Annotated in this window: 16 protein-coding genes; 12 read left to right on the forward strand and 4 right to left on the reverse strand. The window is 67.2% G+C overall.

Annotation, left to right across the window (positions count from 1 at the left end; translation table 11 throughout):
* Positions 1-9 precede the first annotated feature (9 nt).
* A complete protein-coding gene (locus QRM95_RS05910; RefSeq protein WP_285246872.1) occupies positions 10-705 on the forward strand; it encodes a 4-carboxy-4-hydroxy-2-oxoadipate aldolase/oxaloacetate decarboxylase in 696 nt (231 codons plus the stop codon).
* 97 nt (positions 706-802) lie between these two features.
* On the opposite strand, the gene QRM95_RS05915 is transcribed toward QRM95_RS05910, so the two are convergent.
* Both QRM95_RS05915 and nac read right to left on the reverse strand, forming a co-directional pair.
* On the reverse strand, positions 803-1,045 hold the full coding sequence (locus QRM95_RS05915) for a hypothetical protein (protein ID WP_056388231.1): 243 nt from the start codon (positions 1,043-1,045) through the stop codon (positions 803-805).
* A gap of 123 nt (positions 1,046-1,168) precedes the next feature.
* On the reverse strand, positions 1,169-2,131 hold the full coding sequence (gene nac, locus QRM95_RS05920; protein ID WP_285246873.1) for a nitrogen assimilation transcriptional regulator NAC: 963 nt from the start codon (positions 2,129-2,131) through the stop codon (positions 1,169-1,171).
* Positions 2,132-2,524: 393 nt separating this feature from the next.
* Between nac and QRM95_RS05925 the strand changes: the two genes are divergently transcribed.
* The 10 genes from QRM95_RS05925 to QRM95_RS05970 all read left to right on the forward strand — a co-directional run bounded on the left by QRM95_RS05925 (position 2,525) and on the right by QRM95_RS05970 (position 11,042).
* Complete coding sequence (locus QRM95_RS05925) at positions 2,525-3,310, forward strand: LamB/YcsF family protein (RefSeq protein WP_285246874.1); 786 nt, start codon at positions 2,525-2,527, stop codon at positions 3,308-3,310.
* A 2-nt stretch (positions 3,311-3,312) separates the two neighbouring features.
* Positions 3,313-4,044, forward strand: coding sequence for a 5-oxoprolinase subunit B family protein (locus QRM95_RS05930; protein ID WP_285246875.1), 732 nt, complete (start codon positions 3,313-3,315; stop codon positions 4,042-4,044).
* Complete coding sequence (locus QRM95_RS05935; protein ID WP_285246876.1) at positions 4,041-5,054, forward strand: 5-oxoprolinase subunit C family protein; 1,014 nt, start codon at positions 4,041-4,043, stop codon at positions 5,052-5,054. The genes QRM95_RS05930 and QRM95_RS05935 overlap by 4 nt, the downstream gene beginning before the upstream one ends.
* Positions 5,055-5,189: 135 nt before the next feature.
* Entirely contained in the window at positions 5,190-5,945 is a 756-nt protein-coding gene (locus QRM95_RS05940) for an SDR family oxidoreductase (protein ID WP_018763292.1), read from the forward strand.
* Between the two features lie 45 nt (positions 5,946-5,990).
* Positions 5,991-6,932, forward strand: coding sequence for a 2-hydroxyacid dehydrogenase (locus QRM95_RS05945; protein WP_285246877.1), 942 nt, complete (start codon positions 5,991-5,993; stop codon positions 6,930-6,932).
* A complete protein-coding gene (locus QRM95_RS05950) occupies positions 6,929-7,699 on the forward strand; it encodes an SDR family oxidoreductase (RefSeq protein WP_285246878.1) in 771 nt (256 codons plus the stop codon). Before QRM95_RS05945 ends, QRM95_RS05950 begins: the two co-directional genes overlap by 4 nt.
* On the forward strand, positions 7,699-8,790 hold the full coding sequence (locus QRM95_RS05955) for an L-idonate 5-dehydrogenase (RefSeq protein ID WP_285246879.1): 1,092 nt from the start codon (positions 7,699-7,701) through the stop codon (positions 8,788-8,790). The genes QRM95_RS05950 and QRM95_RS05955 overlap by 1 nt, the downstream gene beginning before the upstream one ends.
* Positions 8,787-9,329: a gluconokinase gene (locus tag QRM95_RS05960; protein ID WP_285246880.1), complete on the forward strand. Its 543-nt coding sequence runs from the start codon at positions 8,787-8,789 to the stop codon at positions 9,327-9,329. The genes QRM95_RS05955 and QRM95_RS05960 overlap by 4 nt, the downstream gene beginning before the upstream one ends.
* A 73-nt stretch (positions 9,330-9,402) precedes the next feature.
* On the forward strand, positions 9,403-9,999 hold the full coding sequence (locus QRM95_RS05965; RefSeq protein WP_285246881.1) for a TetR/AcrR family transcriptional regulator: 597 nt from the start codon (positions 9,403-9,405) through the stop codon (positions 9,997-9,999).
* A complete protein-coding gene (locus tag QRM95_RS05970; RefSeq protein WP_285246882.1) occupies positions 9,996-11,042 on the forward strand; it encodes a DMT family transporter in 1,047 nt (348 codons plus the stop codon). Before QRM95_RS05965 ends, QRM95_RS05970 begins: the two co-directional genes overlap by 4 nt.
* On the opposite strand, the gene QRM95_RS05975 is transcribed toward QRM95_RS05970, so the two are convergent.
* Positions 10,953-11,249, reverse strand: a complete 297-nt coding sequence (locus tag QRM95_RS05975; protein ID WP_081624215.1) for a DUF3040 domain-containing protein — start codon at positions 11,247-11,249, stop codon at positions 10,953-10,955. The two genes, QRM95_RS05970 and QRM95_RS05975, sit on opposite strands and share 90 nt — an antisense overlap.
* 167 nt (positions 11,250-11,416) lie before the next feature.
* Entirely contained in the window at positions 11,417-12,463 is a 1,047-nt protein-coding gene (locus QRM95_RS05980; RefSeq protein ID WP_285246883.1) for an aldo/keto reductase, read from the reverse strand.
* Between the two features lie 285 nt (positions 12,464-12,748).
* Between QRM95_RS05980 and malQ the strand changes: the two genes are divergently transcribed.
* Complete coding sequence (malQ, locus tag QRM95_RS05985; RefSeq protein WP_285246884.1) at positions 12,749-14,968, forward strand: 4-alpha-glucanotransferase; 2,220 nt, start codon at positions 12,749-12,751, stop codon at positions 14,966-14,968.
* The last annotated feature ends 3 nt before the right edge of the window (positions 14,969-14,971 follow it).

Raw genomic sequence — 14,971 nt, forward strand, 5'->3', positions numbered from 1 at the left:
GAGCACCTCATGATCCATGTCAAAACGAAATTCGACCGCCCTTCCGAAGACGCCGTTCAGCGACTTTCCAAGTTCTCCTCTGCCACAGTGCATGAAGCACAGGGCCGCAAAGGTGCCCTGAGTTCGAAGATCAAGCCGATTGACCGCAGCATGTCCTTCTGCGGCCCCGCCGTCACCGTGGTCTGTGCACCGCGGGACAACCTGATGCTTCAGGTGGCCATCCACTACGCCCGGAAGGGCGACGTTGTCCTTGTGGCAGCCGGTGAGTACGAGGAAGCCGGGACATTCGGCGACGTGCTGGGCAACGCCATGAAGGCGAAAGGCCTGGCGGGTATGGTCACGGATTCAGGTGTCCGCGACACCAAGGACCTGATTGAACTCGGATTGCCGGTGTTCTCCGGCAGTGTCTGCATCAAGGGGACCGTCAAGGAAACCATTGGCCCGATCAACCATCCCTTGGTGTTCGGCGACGAAATTGTCTATCCGGGCGATGTCCTGCTGGGTGATGCCGACGGTGTGGTGGTGGTCCGCAAGGATGAGATCGAGGAAGTCATCAAGCTGTCGCAGGCACGCGTGGACGCTGAGGACGACCTCATCCGCCGCTACAAGGAGGGTGGCACCACCATCGAGTTGTGCAAGCTGACCGAGGTCCTGAAGTCCAAGGGGCTGCTGGTGGAAGACGCCGAATTGGAGCCCGCGCTGTAGCTTCACGCCGATGGGGTTTAAACCACAGAGGCCCGGAGTTCCTTTTGGAACTCCGGGCCTTCTGTTGGCCGCCGGCGGTGCGGTGGTTCAAGCCACCTCAGTTCATCCCGGGAAGAAGGTACGCAGGCGGCCCCACCTGGGAGTCGTCCAGGTACCACATGGTGGATCCGCGCTTGCCCGGCGGCATCATGCTGCCCTCGAAGACAAACACCGGATCCGAGGCAGCGCCGTCCTCGGCCCGCCAGAAACCATTGGTGGGGCAATGCGACCCGGTGCTGGCCTTAAGCTGGATCCTTCGTTCCGAGGATTTCCGGTATTGCAGGCTGGTGATCTTTTTCATGCTGGGCTCCAAGGGAATCATTTGTGCCGGGTAAACGCCGTTGGCGAACCTTTATGGCTTTTATCCTAGGACGCAGCAAAATCTATGGATAAGACTAATGGAGCGTGACCTGATAAGGGCCGCTTATGATGCATCCGCGCCAGCGGAGGGTGTTCCGCTGGAAAGCGGCTGGTATTTGCTGCGCAGCATTTCCTGGAGCATTTCCTTCAGTACCAGCAGGACGGCGGAACCGGCCTCGGAGAGCGGTTCGTGGTCCGGAGTGCACAGCGCGATCTTGCACTGCAGTGAAGGTCCGGTGATCCGGAGGACCCGGAAGTCCTCCTCATGGAACAGGGCATCCGCGGCCGACTTGGGCAGGATGGTGGCGCCCAGGTCGCTGCGCAGCAGCCTGGTCAGGGACGGCACCGATTCCACTTCCCCCACCAGATGCAGCGTGAGGCCCTTGCTGTCGAAGCCCGACTCCACCACCTGGCGGAGGGTGTGGATCCGTTCGGGCAGGAACAGGCCCAGTGTGGCCGCCGCTTCCAGGGCGATCGTGCCGGCCCCGGGATCCACCGGAAGCTCCCGCGCGGCGTTGACCACCAGGTACAGGTCCTCGACGATGAGGGTAGTGAATTGCACACCCCGGATGGGCCCCGGTTCATAGATGAGGGCCATGTCCAGCCGCCCGTTCTTGATGGCCTCGCTGAGTACGCCGCCATATATCTCGGTCAGGTGCAGCACGATGTCGGGGTAGCGCCGCCCTACTTCGCGGATAATCCGAGGGGTAAGGCTTGAGGCCATGCTGTAGGGGGCGATGGCTATGGAGACGCGCCCGGAAGGTGCTGCCCCTGAAGCTGCCACATCGATCCTCGCCTGCTCCACTTGGCGCAGGATGGTCTGGGCGTGCCGGTAGAGGGTATGGCCCGCCGCCGTGGGCTCCACGCCCTGCTTGCTCCTGATCAGGAGCCGCTGCTTCAGTTCCGTTTCCAGGGCCGACACCTGCTGGCTCAGCGCCGGCTGGGCGACGTGGAGGGCGGCGGCCGCCTTCGTGATGCTTCCTGAGTCGACGATCTTCACGAAGTACGCCAGCTTTCGGGTGTCCATAGCGCTCCTCTTTTCCAGCCGGGGACGGCACAGCCTGCGGGGTCATACGTTGGCGCTATGGCGGGACAGGCAATACGTCTTTGTGTGATCCGAGTCTCGGGCATAGGTTAATTGCAGATGACTTTCCAATGACCAGAGCATTCTATCCCGACCCAAGCCATCGCCGGTTTTGATGCCGGCATAAGTTTTGTGCATAAGCAGGGAAATAGTTTGTTGGAAAGGCCCATTCTTGTCGTCACGAAATAAGGACCGCTTGCGTTTTTAGGTCGCCAATAGCGGCCTCCAAAGGTCATAACTGTTCCCTATAGCGTGATACCGCATTCGTCTTTGTGTGGCTCCAATCCCGATGCCACACTGATTTACACCCGCAGCACCAGCAGAGGAAGGCCCGCAATGCCCACAGTTGATCTCGTAGCGGATCTTGGTGAAGGTTTTGGCGCCTACTCGATCGGCGACGACAACGCCCTCCTGGACATCGTGTCCAGCGCCAACATCGCCTGCGGCTTCCATGCAGGGGACCCTGACATCATGGACGCCACCGTGGCTGAATGTGTCAGGACGGGAGTCGGCATCGGCGCCCATCCGAGCTTCCCGGATCTTCGCGGCTTCGGCCGCCGGGCCATGGACCTCACGGCTGACGAAGTCCGCAACGACGTCATCTACCAGGTGGGTGCCCTGTCGGCGTTTGCCGCCTACCACGGGGGGACCGTCTCCCACCTGGCTCCCCACGGCCGCCTGGGCAACCTGGTGGCCACCCGCGCGGACTACGCCCGAGCCGTAGCCGATGCCGCCGCCCGGGTGGACCCGAAACTGATCATCCTGGCGCAGGACGGTGAACTCGCCACTGCGGCGGCGGAGCGCGGCCTGCGGGTGGCCATCGTTGGCATCGCGGACCGCGCCTACCAGGATGACGGGACTCTGGTGCCGCGCAGCCGGCCCGGCGCCGTGATCCACGACCCCTCCGTCATTGTCCGGCGCACTGTGCGGATGGTGACCGAAGGACTCATCGAAACAGTCTCCGGCAGCGACATCGCCGTCCATGCCGACACGGTGCTGCTCCACGGCGACAATCCGGGCGCCGTCGAACTTGCCCGCCTGGTTCGCAGCGAACTGGTCGCCGCGGGCGTCACCATTGCCCCGTTGGCACAAGTGCTCGCCGCAAAGCAAAAGGTTTCCTGACCATGGCCGCCCCAACGACAACCAGCCGGACAATGCTGGAGATCTACGAGTCGGGCGACGCCGCCCTGCGCGTGGTGGCACAGTCCGGTGACGCAGAAGCCAACTGGGCCACCGTCCACTCCCTGGCCGGCTGGCTGGCGACCGTCGGCGTCGACGGCATCCACGGCGCCGTTCCCACCTACGACTCCGTCCTGGTCGAATTCGACCCCTACCTCACCTCCGCCCGACAGGTCAGGGCGTTCATCCTCCTGGGGATGCGCCAGCTGGACTTTGTGGGCACCACCCTGCGCGAGCCGCGCCGCTTCGAGGTACCCGTCGTGTACGGCGGCAGCTACGGGCCGGACCTGGAAAGCGTGGCAGAACACCAGGGCCTGGATGTCCAGGACGTGATCGCCCGGCACACGGCCAAGACCTACGTCATCCGCTGCCTCGGAGCGCCGGCAGGCTCGCCCATGATGGACGGACCAGACTTCCCGGTCCCCGTCCCCAGGCTCAAGGACCCGCGGCTGTCCGTACCCGCCGGTGCAGTATCCGTGGCCGGACGCCAAGCCGTGATCGCGCCCGCCGTCGCACCAGGCGGCTGGTGCGTCATCGGCCAGACCCCCCTGACGGTCCTGGACGCAGCACGCGAACCCCTGGTGCCCTACGTCCCCGGCGATGAACTGCGCTTCTACCGCATTCCCCCGGAGGACTTCGGAAAGTACGAGGGGCAGTTCCTGGAGGCCCGGCCATGACCGGGTCACTTATCGTCCTCCAACCTGGACACTCCGTCGTCACCGACCTTGGCCGGACGAAGGGTCCTGCATTCGGACTTCCCGTCAACGGCGCCCTGGACCAGTTTTCGGCCAAGGCCGCGAACATCCTGGCCGGCAACGGGGACAACGATCCGCTGCTGGAACTCACCGCCCTGGACTTCAGGATGCGCGCCACCACGGACCTGCTGATCGCCGTGACCGGCGCGCCGCTGGACCTCTCTGTGGGCGGCCGCGGCTGCCCCCAGTGGGAGCCCGTCTCCGTCCGGGCCGGCGAAACAGTGACGGTCCGCGGAATCCGCACCGGTCTCCGGGCCTACATCGCCGTCCGCGGTTCCTTCACCGTCCCCACCCTGCTGGGCAGTTGCGCACCGGACACGGTGGTGGGCTTCGGACTGAAACTTGTAGAGGGCACCCGGCTTGCAACGCAAAAGACCACCGCACCGATCACCCAGCCACACTTCGGCCTGCCCCTGTTCCGGTTGGGGCTGGCAAAGCCGGAATTCACCACCCACCCGGTCATCGACGTCACCGACGGGCCGGACGTAGCCGAATTCGGCGACACCGCAGGCCTGCTTTTCACCACGCAGTACACCGTGAGCCCCCGAAGCAACCACATCGGGCTCCGGCTCGGCGGCGCACTGCCCGAACGCCAGCTCACCTCCGAGGTCCTCTCCCGCGGTGTCCCGGTGGGGGCCATCGAGGTTCCGTCCCGGGACGAACTGCTGGTCCTGCACCGGGGACGCGGCGTTACGGCGGGCTATCCGGTCCTGGGGGTCGTCACGAGCCGCTCCCTGGATGTCCTGGCGCAATCCAGGCCTGGACACACCGTCACCTTCAGAAAGACAACCGTGGCTGAAGCAACAGCCATGCACCGCGCAGCCTGCCTGGACCTGGACAGGCTCCGGAACACCGTGAACACGGTCTTCGGACTCCTCGGCGTCGGCGCCGGCCAGCGCTGGCACGAACTCAGCCCGGCGTCAGGAGCCTGAACATCATGAATGCCCGTCCAGACGCCCGGGACCGCACCCACAAACTGCCGCGCGATCCCTAACCCCCTGCCAACCACTACGCCAAGCCCGTTGCCGGACCTAAGAGCCCGCCACTTACCACTTATTGGAGTCCCTGTGCCTTTTTCCGACTACACCACAGCCCTCGTCACCGGAGCGTCCACCGGCATGGGAGCGGCCATCGCCGAACGTCTTGCCAAGCGCGGACTGACCGTGCACGCGGTGGCCCGCAACGAGGAACGCCTCGCCGAACTGGCCGACCGCACGGGAGCAGTCCCGCATGTGGTGGACCTGACCGACACCGCCGCCCTGGCCGGCGTCGTCCGCGACCTCAAGGTGGACGTCCTGGTGAACTGCGCCGGGGTCTCCCGGACCGGCAACATCCTGGACTCCTCCGAGCAGGACATCGACGAACTCATCGACGTCAACCTCCGCGGCCTGCTGCAGCTCACCCGGCTGGTACTGCCCGGCATGGTGGAGCGGGACCTGGGCCACGTGGTCAACATCAGTTCAATCGCCGGGCTCTACAACTTCTACGGCCACACCGCGTACCACGCCACCAAGGCCGCCGTGCACCAGATCTCCCGGCAGTTGCGCAACGACACGGTCGGCAAGCGCATCCGCGTCACCGAAATCTGCCCCGGCCGCGTGGAGACCGAAATCTTCGGCCGCAACCTGGGCGGCAGCCCCGAGGCCATGGAAGAAGCCTGGCAGACCTACTACGAGGGCTACGAATCGCTCACCACGGACGACATCGTCAATGCCCTTGATTACGCCATCGAAACCCCGCGGCATGTGAATGTGGGCATGCTCGAGCTCATGCCCACCTTCCAGGTCCCCGGCGGACTGACCTTCGACCGCCGCGACGCATAACGATCCGCCCGCAGCACCTTCCCACCAACCGATAGGCCTTCAACGATGCAGCACGTGCAAACCGTCAGTTTTCCCGATTCCGAGCTCCTGGCCCAGCTGTCGCCACTTCCGGGCAGCCTCCGCGGGGTGGTGTGGGACATGACGGAAGCACCGGGCGCCCACCTGGGCGGGATCGACGGCGTCATCCTCCCCTACATCGACGCCGGCGCCGTGCTGGGTTCCCTTGGCAGCGTCCCGGACCTGAAGTTCGTGCAAACACAGTCAACAGGGTTCGACGGCGTCCGCGAGGCAGCAGGTCCGGCCGCCGGGGTGGCAAACGCCTCGGGCGTCCATGCAGCTGCCACCGCGGAGCTGGCCGTTGGCCTCATCCTCGCCAAACTGCGCGGCATTGACCAGGCTGTCCGAGACCAGCAGGCCGAACGCTGGAACCCGCAACGCCGCCAGTCGCTGGCCGACCGGAAGGTCCTGCTGCTGGGCATCGGCGGAATCGGGAAGGAGTTGGCCCGCCGTCTGGAGCCCTTTGAAGTCACACTGACCCGGGTGGGAAGCGCCGCCCGTACCGATGCGGATGGTCAGGTCCACGGTCCGGATGAACTCGTAGGGCTCGCCGCCAGCCACGACATCCTGGTCTCCGTCCTTCCCCTCACCGAGGCGAGCCACCACCTGGTGGGAGCCAAGGTCCTGGCCGCCCTGCCGGACGGAGCCTTGGTGGTCAACGTGGGCCGCGGCGCCGTGATCGACACCGACGCCCTGACGGCTGAAGTGGTGTCCGGCCGCCTGCACTGCGCCATCGACGTCGTCGATCCCGAACCGCTGCCCGCCGGCCACCCGCTCTGGTCGTCGGAGAACGCCCTCATCACTCCGCATGTTGGCGGCAACGCGTCAGCGTTCGAGCCGCGGATCCTCAAACTCCTGAAACGGCAGCTTGAGGCCCTCGCAGCCGGCGAAACCCCGGTCAACCTGGTGCAGCAGGGACCGTTCGCATGAGCTCCCTGTTCGACCTGACCGGTCGGGTTGCGTTGGTGACGGGCTCGAGCCGGGGGATTGGTTCCTCGCTCGCCCGGGCTTTGGCCGATGCCGGTGCCACGGTTGTGCTGAACGGCGTCAACCCGGAGCGGCTTAAGAAAGCCGAAGCGGCGATGGCTGCCGACTTTCCGGCCGGCCGCATTGCGAGTGTCGCGTTTGACGTTACCGATGGTGAGGCGGCAGCCCGCGGTATCGCGTGGATCGAAGAGCATGTGGGTCCGTTGGAGATCCTGGTGAACAATGCCGGGATCCAGCACCGGGTGCCGATGCTGGATCTTGAGGTGGCGGATTGGGAGCGGGTGATTTCCACGGACCTGACCAGTGCGTTCCTGGTGGGTCGGGAAGCGGCCCGGCACATGATTCCGCGGGGCCGGGGCAAGATCATCAATATCTGCTCCGTGCAGACGGACCTGGCCCGCCCGACGATTGCCCCGTATGTTGCGGCCAAGGGTGGGCTGCGGAACCTGACCCGGGCCATGACGGCCGAGTGGGCCGCTTCCGGTCTGCAGGTGAACGGGATCGCGCCGGGGTATATCCATACGGAGATGACGCAGAACCTGGTGGATGACGAGCAGTTCAATGCCTGGATCCTGGGCCGGACTCCGGCCCATCGCTGGGGCATGCCGGAGGATCTGGCCGGGCCGGTGGTGTGGTTGGCTTCGGACGGGTCGGATTTCGTGAACGGGCAGACCATTTTTATCGACGGCGGAATGACGGTGGTGGTCTGATGCCCGCGAACACACCTGTCCAGGCAGGGGCCCAGATGTTGCCCGTTTCCGGGCCGGCCGTGGTGGCGCACGCCGCGGGGGACCTCCGGGTCGATGAGGTCCCGCTGGCCCGGCCGGCGGATGACCAGGCCGTCGTTGAGGTCTTGTATGGCGGGATCTGTGGGTCGGACCTGCATTACTGGCTGCACGGCGCGGCCGGGGAATCCATCCTGAAGGCGCCCCTGGTGCTGGGCCATGAGATTTCCGGTGTGGTGGTCCGCGCCGCGGCCAACGGCCAGGGCCCGCAGCCCGGAACCGCCGTCGCCGTCCACCCCGCCACCCCGGGCCCGGGCGCGGCCCGGTACCCTGCGGACCGGCCCAACCTCTCACCCGGGTGCACGTACCTGGGCAGCGCCGCCCGCTACCCGCACACGGACGGCGCCTTCAGCCGGTACGTGAACCTGCCCGTCCGGATGCTGCGGGCCCTGCCCGAGGGCATCGACCTGCGCACGGCCGCCCTGGTCGAGCCCGCGTCCGTGGCCTGGCACGCGGTCTCCCGGGCTGGGGACGTGGCCGGGAAGACCGCGCTGGTGATCGGCTCGGGCCCCATCGGTGCCCTCGCCGTCGCGGTCCTCAAACGCGCTGGAGCCGCGCACATCACCGCTGTGGACCTCCATCCCAAACCGCTGGAGATCGCCATGGCTGTCGGCGCGGACCAGGTCATCAACGCCGCAGACACCGAAGCGATCGCCGCCGTGGAGGCCGATGTCGTGATCGAATCCTCCGGCAACCACCACGGCCTGGCCTCCGCCATCCGCGGCGCGGTCCGCGGCGGGACCGTGGTCATGGTGGGGCTGCTGCCCACCGGCATGCAGCCGCTACCCATCTCGCTGGCCATCACCCGCGAACTGGACCTCAAAGGCTCCTTCCGCTTCAACGACGAAATCGACCAGGTCATCGCGGCGCTTGCCGACAGGTCACTGCACATCGACCCCGTCATCACCCACCAATACCCGGTCGAGGACGCCCTGCACGCCTTCGAAATGGCCAAAGACTCCACCAGCTCCGGCAAAGTCCTCCTCAGCTTCGACGGGAAAGGGGAGGGGCGGTGAGCGCCCCGTTGCCGCCCCTGGTGGTGATGGGCGTGTCCGGCTCGGGGAAATCCACCATGGGCTCCCTGCTGGGACTGCGCCTGGACATGCCGTTCTTCGATGGCGACGATTTCCATCCGGCCGCCAACAAGCAGAAAATGGGCGCCGGCATACCGCTCACGGACGCTGACAGGGAGCCCTGGCTTGGCACGCTGGGGGAGTTGCTCGCAGGAAAGGCCGACGGCGTCACGACAGTCCCGCCGATCGTCGCCTGCTCAGCGTTGAAGCGCCGCTACCGGGACCGGCTGCGCAGCGCAGCGCCGGATGTTGTGTTCATCCACCTGACCGGAAGCACAGACACCATTGGCGCGCGGATGGAAGCCCGCGCCCATGAGTTCATGCCGCGGACCCTGCTGGAATCCCAGTTCGCAGCCTTGGAGGAACTGGACCAGGATGAGGCCCACGTGCTGGCCGATATCACCGAACCCCCGGAACTCCTGGTGGAACGGCTGGCCACGGAGCTCCAAGGCCTGTCCGCACGGGCGGTTCGCACCGCCTGATCCACAAACGGGTATTCCGCGTGGCGGTGGCAGTAGGTAGACTGGTCTACCTACTGCCACCGCAAGGAGCCCCATGCCTGTGTCACACGCCTCGGCGACCAGCCGGCGTCCCGCCCGGGAACTGCTGCTCGACGCCGCCGCCCGCCTCTTCTACGACCGCGGCGTTGCGGCCACCGGGATCGACACGATCACTGCGGAGGCGGGCGTGGCCAAAAAGAGCCTCTACAACAACTTCGCGTCCAAAGCGGACCTCGTGGCCGCCTACCTGGAAGCACGGCATGAGGAGTGGCTGGGCCTTTACCGGACGCGGCTGGAAAAGGCCGGGACCCCGGCGGAGCAGGCACTGGCGGTCTACGACGCCTACCTGGACCACGCAAATGCCGCCTACCAGCACGGATTCCGCGGCTGCGGGCTGCTGAACGCGGCGGCTGAACTGCCCGCAGGGGACCCCGGGCGGACTGCAGTGCGGCTCCACAAGGAGGAAGTAGAGGAACTCCTGGCCCGGCACGTCACGGCGCTGTTGCCCGGGAGGGAGGGGCAAGCGCCCGCCGTTGCCGCCCACTTGGCCTTCCTCCTCGAAGGTGCCATGGCCAGGGCAGGCCTGGAGGGCGGCGACGCGCCGCTGCGGCAAGCCCGGGCCATCGCCGCGCAACTGTTGGACGCGCTGTGAACTCCACTCCACGCCGCCCTGCGTTGCCCTGGGGAGCGTTGTCCGTGGTGGCGGCGTCCGTCCTCTGGGGGACCACCGGGACGGCCGCCACCTTCGCACCGGATGTAAGTCCCCTGGCCATCGGCGCGGTGGCCATGGGGGCCGGAGGGTTGCTGCAGGCGCTGTACGCCGCACGGCACATTGCCAGCCAGCCAGCCGGCCTGTTCCGGCGGTGGCGACTGGTGTTGTTGGGCGCGTTGGCGGTGGCTGTCTATCCTTTGGCCTTCTACAGCTCAATGCACCTCTCCGGCGTGGCCGTGGGAACGGTGGTCTCCATCGGCTCGGCCCCCATTGCGGCGGCCCTCATCGAGCGGGCAGCGGACAGCCACCCGCTGCGCCGGCGGTGGATTGCCGGCGCGCTGCTGGGAGTGGGCGGAGCGGCGCTGCTTTCCTTTGCCGGACATGGCCCGGCCCGGTCCGCCGCCCCGGATTCCTGGACCACCACGGCGGGAGTGGCCCTGGGACTGCTGGCCGGCAGCACGTACGCCCTGTATTCCTGGGCAGCCCACCGCCTGATCGGGGGCGGTGTCACACCCAGGGCGGCGATGGGCACGGTCTTTGGCCTGGGCGGGCTCTTCCTGATGCCGGTCCTTGCCCTCACGGGCGGCCCACTCCTGGCGTCCTGGACCACCATCGGCGTCGGCGCCTACATGGCGGTGGTGCCGATGTTCGCCGGCTATCTCCTGTTCGGCTGGGGCCTTGCCCGGGTGGGGGCGAGCACGGCCACCGGCATCTCGCTGCTCGAGACGGTGGTTGCCGCCGTACTGGCGGTATTTGTAGTGGGTGAACGGCTTCCGGCGCTCGGCTGGCTTGGCGCCGCCGCGGTCCTGGCCAGCCTGTACATCCTGGCGCCGCGCACCCGGGCCGTACCAGGGCCGGCAGCGATCCCGGGTCCGCGTTCACCAGCGGCGCCGTCAGGCGGTGGGCTGCCGCCGCGCGCTCCTGTTCAACCCGATGGGGCCCAGCAACAGGCAGGCGCCCAGCCCCAGCAGCAGGATTCCTAGCACCACCGCGCCCGGCGCCGGCAGGCCTGCCCCCGCCAGGATCAACACCAGGCCGATGACCGCCACCGCCAATCCCGGGAGGAGGGCTGTGGGGAAACGGCGCGCTGGATAGCCGGACAGCAGTTCCATGGCCAGATGGGGATCGTCCGCGATCAGCCCCAGTTCCAGCTCCTTGAGCAGGCGTCGCTCCTCATCGGACATTGGCATGGCAGCCCCTGTATTCCCTGGGAGGCGGTTTCGCTATCGACCGTAGAAGTCTTCTACCGCTTAGTCAATAGTTTCCCCGGCGGCCCGCCCCGCCCGCCGGCGTCGTTCGACGCCGGGCCGTGACGGTGCTGCCGGACGCGGACGGTGCTGCCGTCCCCATGAGCCCGCTACCGGCGTCGTAATTCGGCGAACTCGATGGACGGGACAATTGCCCCGGCGTCCCGCTCCACGAAGTTGGTCCCCGGCGGAACCAGATCGTCGATGGCGTCCAGGACCGTCTCGCCCAACTGGACATCCGCGGCGCGGAGGTACGCCTGGAGGTGTTCCTCGCTGCGCGGGCCGATGATCACGCTGCTGATCGCGGGGTGGGTCAGGGCGAAGCCGACGGCCAGGTCCACCAGGGGCGTCTCCAGCTTGTCCGCCAGCCGGGCCAGGGAATCCGCTGCCAGCAGCTTCCGCTCGCTGGAGGGCCCGGAAATGTCGTACCGCCCCGGCAGCGTGTGCACCCGGGTGGGCGGCTTCCCCGAGTCAAGGACGAAGCTGCCGGAAAGCCAGCCGCCCGCCAAGGGTCCGTATGCCAGCACGCCCAGCCCGTACTGCTGGGCGATGGGCAGCACGTCGCGTTCGTTGCCGCGGACCAGCATCGAGTAGGGAACCTGGTTGCCCAGCGGCGGAATCAGGTGGTTGGTGGTGGCCAGCCACTGCGCTTCGACGAGCTGCGCCGGCGTAAACACCGAGGTGCCGTAGTAGAGGATCTTGCCCTGGCGGATGAGGTCGTTGAGGGTGGTGATGGTTTCCAGGACGTCGGTGTTGTAGTCCGGCCGGTGCGCCTGGTACAGGTCGATGCGGTCCGTTTGCAGCCGGCGGAGGCTGCCCTCGACGGCCTGGGTGATCCATCGGCGGGAGTTCCCCGAGTGCGCCGGATTGGGGCTCATCTGGCCGTGGAACTTGGTGGCCAGGAAGACGTCATCCCGCCGGCCGCGCAGGGCCCTGCCCACCACCTGCTCGGACTCGCCCTGGGAATAGACATCCGCGGTATCAACCGCCGTGATGCCGGCATCAAGCGCCGCGTGGATGATGCGGATGGCCTCATCCGCGCCGGTGGGGGCGCCCGGCGGCCCGCCGGGTCCTTCGCCAAAGTTCATGGTGCCAAGGGTGAGCGGGCTGATGGGGGTGCCTGACCGTCCGAACACCCGCAGTTCGCTAAGGCTCATCTCCGGTCTCCTCCATATAGTTGCCGCGCCGTGGATCGTCATGACGCTACACAGATTCCGCGGGCGGCCGCAGAATTCCGCCTTAGTGCTTCTCTTTTCGTCGCATGGAGTAACCGGAGCGCCGCAGGATGACGTTTTATGGCGGCCGCCACCACCCGGAACCCGGGTTTCTCCCCGGCCGTCCCCTGCAATAATCTGAACCAACGGTTGTGCACTGGGGTGTCAGCTCCCGGGGCAACAGGCAGCACTGTAAGTTCGGGACCATCACAGACGAGGCGGACACCCATGACGGCTTCAGACCAGCAGCACGCACCACGGCCAAACATGCCCGCAGACCCGCCCGCCGCCCAGGCGCCGGTGGATCCGCACCTGCTCCAGCAGTTGGCGGATGCGCACGGGGTGGGCACGTCCTTCCAAGGCTGGGACGGGCTCCCGCACTCCGTCGCCGCGGCAACGCTGATCAAGGTGCTCGCCGCCCTGGGTGTGCAGGCCCATACGAACCAGCACATCGAAGCTGCCCTGGCGGAAGCGGAACTGGCGCCATGGCGGCGGATGCTGCCGCCCGCCGTCGTCATCAAGCAGGGTGAGGCCGCCCAGGTTCCGGTCCATGTCTGGGACGGCGCAACGGCGCGGCTGATGGTCACCCTCGAAGGCGGCGCAGGCTCACTGGAGGCGGCCCAGCAGGACGTCTGGGTCCAGCCCCGGGACGTCGACGGCATCCCCACCGGACGCGCCACCTTTTCCCTGCCGCCGGACCTCCCGCTGGGCTGGCATACCCTACACGCCGACTCCGACGGCGCCACGGCCACCGCCACGCTGGTGGTGACGCCGGCGCGCCTGGACACGGCGGCGCCCCTGATGGAGCGGCGCGGCTGGGGCTTGGCCACGCAGTTATATTCGGTCCGGTCCAAGCGTTCGTGGGGCATCGGCGATTTCGCGGACCTGGCGGACCTGGCGGCGATCAGTGGCGGGCGCGGCGCCGATTATGTGCTGGTCAATCCCCTGCATGCGGCGGAGCCGGTTCCGCCCGTCCAGCCCTCGCCCTACTCACCGTCCACGCGGCGGTTCTTCAACCCGCTGTACATCCGCATTGAGGCGGTCCCCGAGCTTGCCTACCTGCGGCCGCGCAAACGGGCGGCGCTGGAAAAGCTGCACGAGGAAGTCGCCGGGCTGAACAGGGACGGGGCCCGGCTGCACCGCGATGCCGTCTACGCGGCGAAGCTGCAGGCGCTGGAAATGCTGTACCACACCCGGCGCTCGCCGGCCCGGCAGGCGGCGTTCGACGAGTTCTGCCGTATCTCCGGCAGCGGCCTGGACGACTTTGCCCTCTGGTCCGCCATCAGGGAGGACCTCGCGCCGGACGATCCGCTCTGGACAGATCCGGCCTGCGCCATCGGAACACGCGAGGCGGAGGCGCTGCGGGAGAAGTTGGCTGACCGGATCGGTTTCCACCGCTGGCTGCAGTGGATCTGCGACGAACAGTTGGAAGAAGCCCAGCAGGCAGCCTTGCGCTCCGGCATGCGGCTGGGAGTGGTGCACGACCTCGCCGTGGGGGTGGACCACAGCAGTGCCGACGCGTGGACGCTGCGCGGCGTGCTGGCGCCGGCCACCAGCGTGGGCGCGCCGCCGGACATGTACAACCAGCAGGGCCAGGATTGGGGCCAGCCGCCATGGCACCCCACCCGGCTTGCCGAAACCGGCTACGAGCCGTTCCGCAACATGCTGGCCACCGTGCTCAGGCACGCCGGCGGTATCCGCGTTGACCACATCCTGGGACTGTTCCGGTTGTGGTGGATCCCCGCAGGCAACGCGCCGGGGGACGGCGCCTACGTCCGGTACGACCATGAGGCCCTGATCGGTATCCTCGCCCTCGAAGCGCACCGCGCCGGTGCCGTGGTGATCGGGGAGGACCTGGGAACCTTTGAACCGTGGGTGCGTGACTACCTCGCTGCCCGCGGCATCCTTGGCACGTCCATCCTGTGGTTCGAGTACGACGGCGACTCTCCGCTGGCGCCCGAAAAGTACCGTACGCAGGCACTCGCCAGCGTCAACACCCACGACCTCCCGCCCACCGCCGGCTACCTCGCCGGGGACCATGTGGCGTTGCGGAGCCGTCTTGGCCTGCTGGAGCGCTCCGAGGAGGACGAGCGGGCCGAACACAACGCGTCGCTGGAAAAGATGTTCGCCCTGCTGCGCGAACGCGGCTATCTCACCGAGGCGAATGCCACCGGACCGGGCGAACCCGGTGCCGAGGAGAACACCATCGAGGCGCTGCACCTGCTGCTGGCCCAGGCGCCCTCGGTACTGCTCGGCGTGGCCCTGGTGGATGCGGTGGGGGAGCGGCGGGTCCAGAACCAGCCCGGGACCACCGAAGCGCTGTACCCCAACTGGCAGGTGCCCTTGGGCGGCCCCGACGGCAAACCGGTCTTCCTGGACGACCTCCCGGCCAACAAGAGGTTCAATTCGCTGCTCGCGGTGGTGGAGGGGGCCCTGCACGGGTCCTGACTG

Source organism: Pseudarthrobacter sp. efr-133-R2A-89, from assembly GCF_030209315.1.
Taxonomy (GTDB): domain Bacteria; phylum Actinomycetota; class Actinomycetes; order Actinomycetales; family Micrococcaceae; genus Arthrobacter.

Bases quoted from the DNA above. Each gene is read 5' to 3' on its own strand.
- QRM95_RS05925 (WP_285246874.1), top strand. From the start codon at position 2,525: ATGCCCACAGTTGATCTCGTAGCGGATCTTGGTGAAGGTTTTGGCGCC.
- malQ (WP_285246884.1), top strand. From the start codon at position 12,749: ATGACGGCTTCAGACCAGCAGCACGCACCACGGCCAAACATGCCCGCA.
- QRM95_RS05975 (WP_081624215.1), bottom strand. From the start codon at position 11,249: ATGCCAATGTCCGATGAGGAGCGACGCCTGCTCAAGGAGCTGGAACTG.
- QRM95_RS05915 (WP_056388231.1), bottom strand. From the start codon at position 1,045: ATGAAAAAGATCACCAGCCTGCAATACCGGAAATCCTCGGAACGAAGG.
- QRM95_RS05950 (WP_285246878.1), top strand. From the start codon at position 6,929: ATGAGCTCCCTGTTCGACCTGACCGGTCGGGTTGCGTTGGTGACGGGC.
- QRM95_RS05980 (WP_285246883.1), bottom strand. From the start codon at position 12,463: ATGAGCCTTAGCGAACTGCGGGTGTTCGGACGGTCAGGCACCCCCATC.
- nac (WP_285246873.1), bottom strand. From the start codon at position 2,131: ATGGACACCCGAAAGCTGGCGTACTTCGTGAAGATCGTCGACTCAGGA.
- QRM95_RS05945 (WP_285246877.1), top strand. From the start codon at position 5,991: ATGCAGCACGTGCAAACCGTCAGTTTTCCCGATTCCGAGCTCCTGGCC.
- QRM95_RS05955 (WP_285246879.1), top strand. From the start codon at position 7,699: ATGCCCGCGAACACACCTGTCCAGGCAGGGGCCCAGATGTTGCCCGTT.
- QRM95_RS05935 (WP_285246876.1), top strand. From the start codon at position 4,041: ATGACCGGGTCACTTATCGTCCTCCAACCTGGACACTCCGTCGTCACC.
- QRM95_RS05965 (WP_285246881.1), top strand. From the start codon at position 9,403: ATGCCTGTGTCACACGCCTCGGCGACCAGCCGGCGTCCCGCCCGGGAA.
- QRM95_RS05930 (WP_285246875.1), top strand. From the start codon at position 3,313: ATGGCCGCCCCAACGACAACCAGCCGGACAATGCTGGAGATCTACGAG.
- QRM95_RS05910 (WP_285246872.1), top strand. From the start codon at position 10: ATGATCCATGTCAAAACGAAATTCGACCGCCCTTCCGAAGACGCCGTT.